The sequence below is a fragment of the Rhodanobacter sp. AS-Z3 genome (genome assembly GCF_029224025.1).
Classification (GTDB): Bacteria; Pseudomonadota; Gammaproteobacteria; order Xanthomonadales; family Rhodanobacteraceae; genus Rhodanobacter.
The window spans coordinates 627895-639986 of sequence record NZ_CP119392.1 but is presented as its reverse complement, the minus strand read 5'-3'; the positions used below and the strand labels follow the sequence as shown (position 1 = coordinate 639986).

The following is a 12092-nucleotide window of genomic DNA, read 5'->3' as shown; positions in this document are numbered from 1 at the left end:
CCACGCTGCAAAATACCTTCTCCCGCCAACAGACCTGACCGGAGACTTGCCCGTCAATCGCGGTGGTATCCTCGCAAAAAGCAAACGTTTGGGTGACACCATGACCATTTCAGCCACCGCCGTCATCGACCAGGCACTCAAACTCAAGGCCTCCGAGCGGGCCGCCATCGCGGAACGGCTGCTGTTGAGCCTGGACGTTCCCGATGCCGACATCGATGCCGCGTGGGCGAGCGAGGCGAATGCGCGTATCGAGGCGCATGATCGCGGGGAAATCGAATCAGTTCCAGCGGAAGACGTTTTCGCGAAGTACAAAGCCGGGTGAAGTTCCGCTTCCTCGCCCCCGCATCGGCCGAACTCGATGACGCGGTGGCGTTTTACGAGGCGCAGCGACGAGGGCTGGGGCACGAGTTCGCGGCAGCAGTCGAACGCACCTTGTCGCGCGTCGCACTCTTCCCCGACGGCTATCCACTGATCGGCTCATATTCGCGCCGCTGTCTGGTACCAAGGTTTCCGTACGGTGTCATCTACCAACTGCGGAAATCCGAGGCGCTTGTTCTGGTAGTAGCGGTAGCGCACCTGCACCGCCGGCCAGACTATTGGCAGCCACGCGAGTCGTGAGGTTCAGCCGAGTGGAGCCTTAGCTCCTCGGTGGCGTCTCCCAGTATCCGTACCGTGCGCACCCATCAGCTCCCCCTTCGACTGCGCATTTGCTGGCGAAATTCGTCGCGTGTCAGCAGCTCGGCCTGGCCGCTTTCGACTTGCGCCATTCGTCGCAAAATCTCGTCATCCCACGCCTGTTCAACGGCATCGTCGTCAACCCCGTCGAGTCCGGCAATGATGTCGTGGGCAAGCGCGGCTCGCTCCGACTTGGAAAGCGTCGAGATCTGGATGCGTAGCCGATTCAGTTTGTCTGTCGTCATGCTGCCTCCGAGACTCACGAGCCCTTTGATCTTGTTTCGCGCAGTCAGCGCCAACAAGCCGGAGTCTGCGCTTGCGCTCTTGTAACACAAAAGTGCTACATTCTTGCAGGGTAACGCCGCCCGGAGCGATTCATGAGTACCACCACCATCCGACTGCCCGACGAACTCAAGGCTCGCGTCGCCGAAGCGGCGAAGCAGGCGGGCACGACCTCGCACAACTTCATCCTTGAGGCGATTGCGGAAAAGGCCGATCTTGCCGCAGAGCATGCGGCCTTCCACGCTTTGGCGGACCGGCGCTACGCCCAATTCCTGGAATCCGGAAAGAGCATTCCGTGGGAGGAAGCGCGCATTTATCTGATGGATCGGCTGGCAGGCAAGTCGGCGAAGCGGCCGCTGGCCCGCAAGCTGGATCGCTGAGGTGACGCGCGTCAGGCTGGCACCCGGCGTCATCGAGGATCTCGACCGTATCGTCGAGCACTTGCATCAGCACGAAAGCGAGAGTGCCGACGCCCGTGCGGGTGAGATCATCAGCGCGCTGGATGTGCTTGCCGACAACCCGCTGATCGGCCGTCCGGCAGGCGATGACAAACGCGAATTGCTGATTGGCCGTGGCTCGCACGGCTACCTTGCGCTCTATCGCTACCTGCCGTTGATCGATACGGCATTGATACTGGCCATTCGTGCGCAACGGGAAGGGGGCTACGCATGAGCGTGAACGAAACCGAAGCCGACACCCGCGCCAACCGCATCGACCCGGTGCTGCGCGATGCCGGCTGGGGCGTGGTCGAAGGCTCGAAGGTCAATCGCGAAATGATCTGCCCCGGCCGCATCACCGGTGGCGGCGGCCGGGCCAATCCGCTATCGGCCGATTACGTGTTGAGCTACCGCGACCGCAAGCTGGCGGTGATCGAGGCCAAGCGCGCTGGCCTTGGTCACACGGCGGGCGTGGGCCAGGCCAAGGATTACGCGACGCGCTTGCAGGCACGCTTCGCTTACGCCAGCAACGGCATCGGCTGGTACGCGATCGACATGCAAACCGGCAAGGAAGGCGATATCGGCTTGCCGTTTCCCACACCGAAGGAACTGTGGGCACGCTGCTTCCCCGAAGGCAACGACTGGCGCGACCGCTTTGGCGCGGTGCCGTTCGAAACCGGCGGTGGCAAATGGCAGCCGCGCTACTACCAGCACAACGCGATCACGGCGGTGCTGGAGGCGATTGCCAAAGGCGAGCAGCGCATTCTGCTGACCTTGGCCACCGGCACCGGCAAGACGTCCATCGCGTTCCAGATTGCGTGGAAGCTGTTTGAGTCGAGCTGGAACCTGAGCCGCGATCCGGTGCGCCGCCCGCGCATTCTGTTTCTGGCTGACCGCAACATTCTTGCCGACCAGGCGTACAACGCGTTCAGCGCGTTTGCACCGGATGCGCTGTGTCGCATCAGCCCGGAGGAAATTCGCAAGCAAGGGAAAATTCCGAAGAACGCCAGCGTGTTCTTCACCATCTTCCAGACCTTCATGACCGGCAAGGAAGTCGACGGCGAACCGCAATTCACCTTCGAAGGTTATGCCAAAGATTTCTTCGACTTCATCGTCATCGACGAATGCCATCGCGGTGGTGCGAAGGATGAGAGTAGCTGGCGCGGCATCCTGGAATACTTTGCACCGGCCGTGCAGTTGGGCATGACGGCCACGCCCAAGCGCGACGCGAACGTCGACACGTATCGTTATTTCGGCGACCCGGTTTACACCTATGCATTGAAGGAAGGCATCGGCGACGGCTTCCTCACGCCGTTCAAGGTGCGCCAGATGGTCAGCACGATGGATAGCTACACGTTCTCCGACGAGGACGAGGTCGTCGGTGGCGAGATCGACCCCGACCGGGAATACACCGAGGCCGATTTCAATACCAGGATCATTATCGACGCACGCGAGGAAAGCCGCGTGCATGAGTTCATGGACCAGATCGACCAGCGCCAGAAGTCGCTGGTGTTCTGCGCCACGCAAGACCACGCCGCGCGCGTGCGCAATGCCATCAACCAGATCAAGGACAACCCCGACCCGCATTACTGCGAACGGGTGACGGCCGACGACGGCAAGCTCGGCGAGCAGCATCTGCGCGAATTTCAGGACAACGAGAAGACGCTGCCGACGATTCTGACCACGTCGAGGAAACTCTCCACCGGTGTCGACGCGCGCAATGTGCGCAACATCGTGTTGCTGCGCCCGATCACCTCGATGATCGAGTTCAAGCAGATCATCGGCCGTGGCACGCGCACGTTCGACGGCAAGGATTTCTTCACCATCTACGATTTCGTGAAGGGCTACGAGCACTTCAACGATCCCGAATGGGATGGCGAACCGTTGCCGCCGGACGAACCCGGCACGCCGCGTGGACCACGCCAGCCAGTTCCAGAAGATGCGCCTTCGGCAGCAGGCGGCGTGGAAAACCCCAGCGAGCCGGTACCGAAGATTGTGGTGAAGCTGGCCGACGGCAAGGAACGTTCGATCCGTTATCTGGCCGCCACCACGTACTGGCATGAGGGCCGGCAGATTACCGCGCAGGAATTCATGCAGCAGTTGTTTGGCGACCTGGGCAACCTGGTGGCGTCGGAAGACGAATTGCGCGCGGTATGGAGTGATCCCGACCGCCGCGAAGCGTTCCAGCAGCGGCTGAAGGATCTCGGCTACGACGCCGACCGGCTGGAGGATATGCGCCGCTTGATCGACGCGGCCGACAGCGACATCTTCGACGTGCTGGCCTATGTGCGCTTTACCTTGGCACCGATGTCCCGCCATGAACGCGCGGGTACGGCACGTGCAACGGGACTGGATGGCTACCAACGCGAGATGCGCGCGTTTCTCGAGTACGTACTGGAAGCGTACGAGAAACACGGCGTCGATGAACTGGCCTCACGCAAGATCGCCGACTTTCTGCGCATCCGCTACGGCGGCACCAACGATGCAAAGCGCTTGCTGGGTCCGGTACCGGCGATACGCGAGGCGTTTATCGCGATTCAGGCGCATCTTTATCAATGAGAAGGTGCCCCGCCCTCCGAACGAGGACGAATGCTCTTGCTCGCCCTGAATCGGGATCATCGAGCAAGAGCATCGCGCACAGGGTGCGCTCTTACAGGTTCATGGCGGGAGCCTATTCGTTCTTGATCGCATGCCCACCAAATTCATTGCGCATCGAAGCCAGCAATTTGTCGGTAAACGAATCATCGTCGCGCGAGCGGAAACGCTCCATCAGCGACAAGGTGATGACCGGCGCGGGCACGTTCAACTCGATCGCGGCGTCGACGGTCCAGCGACCTTCGCCGGAATCGACCACGTAAGGCGCGATGCCTTTCATCTGCGGGTTCTTGCTCAGCGCGTCGGTGGTCAGTTCCAGCAACCATGAGCGCACCACGCTGCCGTAGCGCCAGATCTCGCCAACCTGGGCCAGGTCGAGGCCGAACTCTTCCTTGTGCTTGAGGATGGAGAAGCCTTCAGCGTAGGCCTGCATCAAACCGTATTCGATGCCGTTGTGGACCATCTTGGTGTAGTGACCCGAACCGACCGGACCGACGCGGCCCCAACCCTTGTCCTTGCCCGGCGCCAGCGTCTCGAAGATCGGCTTCAAGCCATCGACGACTTTTTCGTCGCCGCCGACCATCATGCTGTAGCCCTCGGCCAGGCCCCACACGCCGCCGCTGGTGCCGCAGTCGACGTAGTTGACCCCCTTGTCGGCGCACTTCGCCGCGTGGCCCAGCGAATCCTTGTAGTTGGAATTGCCGCCGTCGATCATGGTGTCGCCTTTTTCCAGCAGCGCCAGCAAGCCATCGACGGTGTCGTCGGTGATTTTGCCCGAGGGCACCATCAGCCAGACTACGCGTGGTGCGGGCAGCGCCTGCACCAGCGCCTTGAGTGAGTCGGCCGAGCCGCCACCTTTTTCTTCCAGGCCCTTGCGCGCATCCGCACTGGGATCGAAGCCGGTCACTTTGTGGCCGCCCTGGATAAGTCGTTGCGCCATGTTGGCGCCCATCTTGCCGAGGCCGATCATGCCGAGTTGCATGCGTAAGTCCTTGCGTGAGTGGTGAATGGAAAGAACACAGTCTATGCGCTGAAACAGAAAGTCGACGTGACTGGTATCAATGCGGTCGATGGCGATTCAATCATGCCGCAGCAGCCGACGTTTCAGCCGGGCGAGCACGCGCGGCGTCAATCGCGTCTGGTTGTAGGCCATGGCGGCCATGCGGATCGCGGTGGTCTTGGTTGGATAGGCGTGAACCACGTTCGCCAGCGTACGCATGCCCACGCCGGCGACCATCGCAAGCGTGACCTGGCTGATCATGTCGCCGGCATCACGCGAGACGATGGTGGCGCCGAGAATCCGGTCGCTGCCATCGCGCAGGTGGATCTTCACGAAGCCGAGCTGCTCGCTGTCGGTCACGGCGCGATCGACCTGATGCATCGGTACGGTGAACGTCTTGATCGGAATGCCGAGCGCGTTGGCCTCGCGCACATACATGCCGACGTGGGCGATCTCCGGGTCGGTATAGGTGCACCACGGCACCACCCGTGTGCTCAGCTTTTCGCAGCCGCCGAGCAGCGCGTTGCGCACCACGATGCGTGCGGACTCTTCGGCCATGTCGGTGAACTTCGCAGACAGGCAGACATCGCCGGCGGCATAGATGCGCGGATTGCTGGTGCGCAACTGGTCGTCGACATGGATACCGGAGGTCTCGTCGTAGTCGATGCCGGCATGCTCCAGACCCAGCCCCTGCACGTTCGGCCGGCGCCCGACGCCGGTGAGAATCGCATCGACGCGAATGCTACTGTGGTAATCGTCGCTGACCAGATCCACCACTTTCTCGTCGCCATCCACGCGAACTGCCGTGGGCATGGTATTCAGTCGCACCTCGATGCCATCGCGGGCAAACGCATCGGACAAGGTCTGTGCCGCATCGCGTTCCTCGTGTTCAAGGAACAGCGGCATCTTCTGCACGATCGTCACCTTCGAACCCAGCCGCTGAAACGCCTGGGCCAGTTCGCAGCCGAGCGGACCACCGCCAATCACCAGCAGTCGTGCTGGCAGCTCGGTCAATTCGAAGATGGTGGTGTTGGTGAGAAAACCGGCCTGCTTGAGGCCCGGAAGGTCGGGAACATCCGGGCGCGCGCCGGTAGCCATCATCACTTTCTGGAACGGCACCGGCTGACCGTTGACGCTTAGCCGATCGGGCCCTTCGAACTGCGCGTTGCCAAAGAACACATCCACGCCAGTGGCCGCAAGCTGGCGCACCGAGGTGGTATTGGTCAGGTGACTGCGGATACGCCGCAAGCGCGTCATCGCGGCGGCGAAGTCGACTTCTACGTCGGCCGGGACGCGCGCGCCGTAGCGCTCGGCGTCGCGCATTTCCGCATACACCGCCGCGGTGCGTAACAGCGCCTTGGAGGGCACGCAGCCGGTGTTGAAGCAGGTACCGCCGATCTGGTGGCGTTCAATCAAGGCCACGCGCACGCCAAGCGCCGCCGCCTCGCTGGCAGCGGCGAGGCCGGCCGAACCAGCACCCACGATGACCAGTTGATACGGCACCGTCGGCTCGGGATTGTTCCACGCGTCGGGACTCACCGCTTCGAGGCGCTTGCGCTCGACGGCATCGACGAGTGTGCGCACGCTGGCGTCGAACTTGCTATTCATTGCGCTGCCTCCCTTATCGATGCATCCAGCCAACCGCCCGCGAAACCGGCCCGGCGCAAGCCGCGAACCAGCGGCTCACAGTGCTGCAGCCGTTGCCAGATACTGCCGCTGCGATGGTTTTCGATCATCATGAAGACGATGCCTTGATCCAGTCCGTAGTGACCGGCCGATACCCACGGTCGCCCGTTCTTGTCGGACACGCTGGCATTGAAGCTGGTGGCGAGGCGGTCGTTACCAAGAATTTCCGGGTAGCGCGCCAGCATGTTGCGCAAGGCGGCCAGCGCCGCTTCCGGCGCAAACGGCAACGACGCCAGCACCGCCGGTGGCGACAAGGTTCCATCGTCCGGGCCGTACGGCACGCCGCGGGCGGCATAGCCAAACAGGCGGCGCTGTTCATTCGCCACATCGACCTGCTCATCGGTGGGGCCATCGCAGGCGGACAGGCCCCAGCAGTTGCGGTCGTAGCCCACAAATTCCTGCGGATTGAGTTGGGTGTAGCAGCGCTGCACGTGCACCGCGCGCTGGCTGTTTTCGAAATAGTCCGAACATTTCTCACGCATGAAGGCATCGCGGATGCCGCGCAAGTCGACCCACGCCTGCGAGAACTGGTGCACGAACAACGGGCCGGCGTACAGGAAATCCTGACCGTACAAATTTTCCCATTGATAGGTCGCCACCCAGCCTGCATAGCAGTCGGCGGAGACCGGATGCGTCGGCGAACCCATTGCCAGCGCGTACAACACGATCGCCTCGCTATAGCCTTCCCAGCCGTAGTGCAGGTAGCCGCACTCCGGCTTCCAGCCCTGCCGAATAGTGTCGCCACCATCCTGTGACCAACACCAGTCGACGCGCCGATACAAGGCGTCGACCAGTTCGCGCAGCTCGGCTTCCGCGGCGTTGTCAGCCTGAAAATAGCTGGCCGCGGTGAGCATGCCGGCGATCAGCAGCGCGCTGTCGATCATCGACAACTCCGACTGCCACACGCGCTGGCCCGAGTGGATATCCAGAAAGTGATAGTAGAAACCTTTGTAACCGGTGGCGGTGGGGCTGCCGCTCTGGTCGCTGTCGGCAAAAAAGTGCAGCGCCAGCAGGCTTCGCCGCACCGCTTCGGCGCGGTCGATCCAGCCGCGATCCACCGCGGCGGGATATGCCGACAGTGCAAAACCCACCACCGCAATACTGACCGGCGAATTGTCACGCGAGGTGTCGGGTATCAACCCGTTCTGCGGATTCATGGTCTGCACGAAATAGTCGAACGCGGCACGCTGCAGTCGCTCCAGCAGAGCGTCATCGTCAAGCGCGCACAGGGTATTTGTCGGTTGCATCCGGGCTCCCATGGGATCAGCTGGCTGATGGAGCGCGACAACCAGGACGGTTGTCTGCATGCCATCGCCAAACAAGGCTGGGACAACCGGCTTTGTCATTCGTGCCCGGCCGTGGTTCGTCGCCATCCACCGGCCAGTGTGCGCAGCGCGCTGTAAGCATGGCGTGCACGACGGTGATTTCACACCGTGTTTCTGCGGCCCGCCGTAGCGTGGCGCGATGCTCGAGCCACACCAGCTCGCCACGACAATCGCAGGAGTTTGCGTTCGCCATGTCTCAACCCACTCGTTCCTCCGACGGCACCCGCATGAGCGCGCTGCCGATACTTTCCAACGGCAGACTCAGCACGTTTCTGACCGACAGCGGCACGGGTTTTGTTCGCTGGCAGGGGCTGGCCGTTACGCGCTGGCGCGAAGACCCGGTTGCTGATCCGTGGGGCAGCTTTCTGCTGTTGCGCGACGAAGAGAACGGCGAGGTGTGGGGAGCCACCGCGCAACCGTTTGGCGTCACCGCGGCGCGCGACGCGATAGACCACGACTCCGGCAGCATGACCTTCACCCGCCAGCACGCTGCGCTCGAAAGCAGACTGGAAGTCGCCGTGGCTCCGGCCGCCGACATCGAACTGCGGCGATTGACCGTGTGCAATCACGGCGATTGCAGCCGTCGACTGTCGCTGACCAGTTACGCCGAACTGGTGCTCGGACCGATCGGCGATGACAACGCCCATCCCGCGTACTCCAAGATGTTTGTGCAAACCGAATGGGACGAAGATCAGCGGTTGTTGCTGGCGACGCGGCGGCGGCGCAGCGACAGCCAGGCGCAAGTGTGGGCAGCGCAGGCACTGCAGGTCGAAGGGGAGACCCGTTGCCAAACCACCCACGAAACCGACCGTGCCCGCTTCCTCGGCCGCGGTCGCACGCTGCGTAACGCGGCCGCGATGCAGCCGGGAGCGGCATTGTCGGGAAGCGTCGGCTGCGTACTCGATCCGGTGTTCAGCCAGCGCCATGAATTTGCGCTGGCACCGGGCGAACGTATCCAGTTGCTGCTGTGGACCCAGTTGGCAGACACGCGAGATGGTGCGCTGGCGTTGCGCCAGCAACTCACGAATCCGGCGGCGGCAACGCAATTGTTTGCCGCGGCTGCACACCATGCAGAGGCCGAACGCCAGCGCTTCGCGATCGACCACGAGCAGTTGCTACGCTTCGCCCACTGGCAGCGGGCCTTGCTGATCAGCGACGCCAGTCAGCGTGCCAGCGCCACGCAGCGCGCACGTGGTGAGGGCGGTCCACCCACGTTGTGGGGCGCCAGTATTTCCGGCGACCGACCGATTGCCTTGCTGTTTCTGCGCAGCCACGACGACCTTGCCCTGCTCGACACGCTGCTGCTTGCGCAACGCTGGTGGCGCGCACATCAGCTGGCGATGGATGTGGTGGTGCTTGATCAGTTGAGCGACGACACCACGCGTAGCGCCATGAACCAGCAGGTGAGCACGCAGAAGCAGCAACTGCAGGCGGACGGCGATGCCGCCAAGGCCGAGCTGTTCTGTCTGCGCACGGACCAGATCGATGACAGCCTGCGCGACGGCCTGTTGGCCGTGGCGCGGCTGGTGTTGAACCCGGTCGACGACGAGCACGCCGCGCAGCCGCCCACGCGGAACGCTGCGGCTACGCCTCCGATCCGTGCGAGCAGCGCTGCCGCACCGCTGCAGAACGATGACGAGGCGCTCGAGTTCGCCAACGGTCATGGGGGCTTCTGCGAGGCAGGGCGCGCCTACCGCATCGAACTGGACGCCGCACATCCCACGCCGGCGCCCTGGACCAATGTGGTCGCCAACCCGGAATTCGGCTTTCTGGCGACCGCCGAAGGTGGCGGCTATACGTGGTCCGGCAACAGCCAGCAGAATCCGCTGACGCCGTGGCCGAACGATCCGGTCAGCGACATGCCGCACGAGGCGATCTACCTGCGCGATGCCGACAGCGGTGCGTTATGGACGGCCACTGCACTACCGATCCGCGTCGACGGCGCACGCTACACGACAACCCACGGCAAGGGCTGGACACGCTTTCGCAACAACGCGCATGGCATCGAACTGGAGCTCATCCAGTGCGTGCCGACCGATGACTCCGTCAAGCTGTCACGGTTGCGGTTGTGCAACCACTCCAGCCAGACGCGTCGACTCACCATCACCGGCTATGTCGAATGGGCGCTTGGCCCGAACGGCAGCACCCCGGCGCCGTTCGTGGTGACCTCGCACGACGACGCCACCGGCGCATTGTTCGCGCGCAATCGCTGGCGCGCCGATTTTGGCGAGCGGGTGGCGTTCTTCGACCTGGCCGGTGCACAGCATTCAAGCAGTGGCGATCGCGCAAACTTTCTCGGGCCGCTGGGTAGCATGATCGACCCGGCCGCGTTACGTGTTGACGCCGCCCTGAACGATCACGTGGGCGCGGGCATGGACCCCTGCGGTGCACTGCAAACGCACGTCGAGCTGCCACCGAATACCTCGCTGGAACTGCACTTTCTGCTCGGTGAAGGCAGCGACGATGCAGCGGCGCGGGCTCTGGTGACGAAATATCGCGACACTGACTTTGATGGCGTGCTGCGCGAGGTTGCCACGCTGTGGAACGACCTGCTGGACACGGTGCAGGTGAAAACGCCGGAACGCAGCATGGACTTGCTGCTAAACGACTGGGCGTTGTATCAGGTCACCGCGTGCCGACTGTGGGCACGGACCGCCTACTATCAGGCCAGCGGCGCCTACGGCTTCCGCGACCAGTTGCAGGACGTGATGGCGCTGTGTGTAGCGCGCCCCGACCTGGCGCGCGAACATCTGTTGCGTGCGGCAGGCCGCCAGTTCGCCGAAGGCGACGTGCAGCACTGGTGGCTGCCGCCCAAGGGCCAGGGTATTCGCACGAAGATCCGCGACGACCGCGTGTGGCTGGCTTACGTGGCGATGCATTACGTCGAAGTCAGTGGCGATCGCGCGGTACTCGACGAAATGCTGCCTTTCCTCACGGGTCAGGCCATTCCCGACGACGCCACGGACGCGTTCTTCCAGCCTGGCACATCGGAAGAAACCGCGAACGTCTACGAGCACTGTGCGCGGGCGATCGATTCCAGCCTGACCCGCGGCGCCCATGGGCTGCCGCTGATCGGGACCGGCGACTGGAACGACGGCATGAATGCAGTAGGCGCGCTAGGGCGCGGCGAAAGCAGTTGGCTGGGCTGGTTCCTGCTCGACACCATCGAGCAGCTCGCACCGGAGGCCGAACGACGTGGCGAGCAAAAGCGCGCACTGGGTTGGCGTGACTATGCCGCGGCCTTGCGCGTTGCACTGGAAGAGGCGTGGGATGGCGCGTGGTATCGACGCGGTTATTACGACGACGGCACACCGCTGGGTTCGGCGCAGAGTACGCAATGCCGGATTGATACCATCGCGCAATCGTGGAGCGTGATGGCCGGTCGCGACAACCGCGCACATGCGGCGCAAGCGATGGCGTCGGTCGATCAATTGCTGGTGGATCATCCGCATCAGCTCGCCCGCCTGTTCACGCCGCCGTTCGATCAGGACGGCAAGAAAGATCCTGGCTATATCAAGGGCTATCCGCCCGGCGTGCGCGAAAATGGCGGGCAATATACGCACGGCGCGACATGGTCGGTATTCGCCTGGGCCGGACTCGGTGACGGTGACCGCGCCGGCGATCAGTTCAAGCTGCTCAACCCGATCTGCCATGGCGACAGCGCCGCGGCAATTGCGCGCTACAAGGTGGAGCCGTACGTAGTCTGTGCAGACGTCTATTCGGTGGCGCCACATATCGGCCGAGGCGGCTGGACCTGGTATACCGGTTCGGCGGCATGGTTGTATCGCGCCGGGCTGGAGGCGGTACTTGGCTTTCATCTGCACGGAAGCGAACTACGCCTCGAGCCATGCATTCCGAAGGCATGGGACGGCTTCGAGCTCATCTATCAACATCGCCGCAAACACGTCAGTCGCTATGAGATCAGCGTGGAGAATCCGCAACATGTCTGCAGCGGGGTAACGCATGTGCAGATGGACGGCCACACGCACGAAGCCGGTGCTGCGCTGGTATTGGCCGATGACGGAAAGACGCATCAAGTAGTCGTCACGCTCGGCTGAGTGCTGGTCCGCGCGTCAGGTATCGGCGGGCAGT

Annotated in this window: 10 protein-coding genes; 6 read left to right on the top strand and 4 right to left on the bottom strand. The window is 63.1% G+C overall.

The genetic code is table 11. The annotated features are described in order from the left end of the window. Positions 1-100: 100 nt before the first annotated feature. Both PY254_RS02735 and PY254_RS02730 read left to right on the top strand, forming a co-directional pair. Positions 101-322 (top strand): addiction module protein, encoded by a 222-nt coding sequence (locus PY254_RS02735; protein ID WP_281013943.1) that lies wholly within the window; start codon positions 101-103, stop codon positions 320-322. Further along, positions 319-618, top strand: a complete 300-nt coding sequence (locus PY254_RS02730; protein WP_281013942.1) for a type II toxin-antitoxin system RelE/ParE family toxin — start codon at positions 319-321, stop codon at positions 616-618. The genes PY254_RS02735 and PY254_RS02730 overlap by 4 nt, the downstream gene beginning before the upstream one ends. 65 nt (positions 619-683) lie before the next feature. Here the strand turns inward: PY254_RS02730 and PY254_RS02725 are convergent, their stop codons facing one another. Further along, positions 684-977 carry an addiction module protein gene (locus tag PY254_RS02725; RefSeq protein WP_281013941.1) on the bottom strand — a complete coding sequence of 98 codons (294 nt, stop codon included), beginning with the start codon at positions 975-977 and terminating at the stop codon, positions 684-686. A gap of 75 nt (positions 978-1052) precedes the next feature. Between PY254_RS02725 and PY254_RS02720 the strand changes: the two genes are divergently transcribed. From PY254_RS02720 to PY254_RS02710, 3 genes are read left to right on the top strand one after another with little or no spacing between them, the layout of a single operon-like run. Beyond that, entirely contained in the window at positions 1053-1337 is a 285-nt protein-coding gene (locus PY254_RS02720; protein WP_281013940.1) for a ribbon-helix-helix protein, CopG family, read from the top strand. A gap of 1 nt (position 1338) precedes the next feature. After that, the gene (locus PY254_RS02715; protein ID WP_281013939.1) at positions 1339-1629 is read left to right on the top strand and encodes a type II toxin-antitoxin system RelE/ParE family toxin; all 291 of its coding nucleotides are present in this window, start codon (positions 1339-1341) and stop codon (positions 1627-1629) included. Next, positions 1626-3953 (top strand): EcoAI/FtnUII family type I restriction enzme subunit R, encoded by a 2328-nt coding sequence (locus tag PY254_RS02710; protein WP_281013938.1) that lies wholly within the window; start codon positions 1626-1628, stop codon positions 3951-3953. Before PY254_RS02715 ends, PY254_RS02710 begins: the two co-directional genes overlap by 4 nt. A 112-nt stretch (positions 3954-4065) precedes the next feature. Here PY254_RS02710 and gnd read toward each other — a convergent pair whose 3' ends face one another. From gnd to PY254_RS02695, 3 genes are all read right to left on the bottom strand, one after another. Further along, the gene (gene gnd, locus PY254_RS02705) at positions 4066-4971 is read right to left on the bottom strand and encodes a phosphogluconate dehydrogenase (NAD(+)-dependent, decarboxylating) (RefSeq protein WP_281013937.1); all 906 of its coding nucleotides are present in this window, start codon (positions 4969-4971) and stop codon (positions 4066-4068) included. A gap of 96 nt (positions 4972-5067) precedes the next feature. Continuing rightward, the gene (locus PY254_RS02700) at positions 5068-6597 is read right to left on the bottom strand and encodes a mercuric reductase (protein WP_281013936.1); all 1530 of its coding nucleotides are present in this window, start codon (positions 6595-6597) and stop codon (positions 5068-5070) included. Beyond that, positions 6594-7922 (bottom strand): glucoamylase family protein, encoded by a 1329-nt coding sequence (locus tag PY254_RS02695; protein ID WP_281013935.1) that lies wholly within the window; start codon positions 7920-7922, stop codon positions 6594-6596. The genes PY254_RS02700 and PY254_RS02695 overlap by 4 nt, the downstream gene beginning before the upstream one ends. Positions 7923-8191: 269 nt before the next feature. Here PY254_RS02695 and PY254_RS02690 point away from each other — a divergent pair, with 269 nt between their 5' ends. Then, a complete protein-coding gene (locus PY254_RS02690; RefSeq protein WP_281013934.1) occupies positions 8192-12058 on the top strand; it encodes a GH36-type glycosyl hydrolase domain-containing protein in 3867 nt (1288 codons plus the stop codon). The last annotated feature ends 34 nt before the right edge of the window (positions 12059-12092 follow it).

Excerpts from the sequence above, each read along its gene's own strand:
- PY254_RS02690 (WP_281013934.1), top strand. The coding sequence starts at position 8,192 with ATGTCTCAACCCACTCGTTCCTCCGACGGCACCCGCATGAGCGCGCTG.
- PY254_RS02695 (WP_281013935.1), bottom strand. The coding sequence starts at position 7,922 with ATGCAACCGACAAATACCCTGTGCGCGCTTGACGATGACGCTCTGCTG.
- PY254_RS02700 (WP_281013936.1), bottom strand. The coding sequence starts at position 6,597 with ATGAATAGCAAGTTCGACGCCAGCGTGCGCACACTCGTCGATGCCGTC.
- PY254_RS02720 (WP_281013940.1), top strand. The coding sequence starts at position 1,053 with ATGAGTACCACCACCATCCGACTGCCCGACGAACTCAAGGCTCGCGTC.
- PY254_RS02710 (WP_281013938.1), top strand. The coding sequence starts at position 1,626 with ATGAGCGTGAACGAAACCGAAGCCGACACCCGCGCCAACCGCATCGAC.
- PY254_RS02735 (WP_281013943.1), top strand. The coding sequence starts at position 101 with ATGACCATTTCAGCCACCGCCGTCATCGACCAGGCACTCAAACTCAAG.
- gnd (WP_281013937.1), bottom strand. The coding sequence starts at position 4,971 with ATGCAACTCGGCATGATCGGCCTCGGCAAGATGGGCGCCAACATGGCG.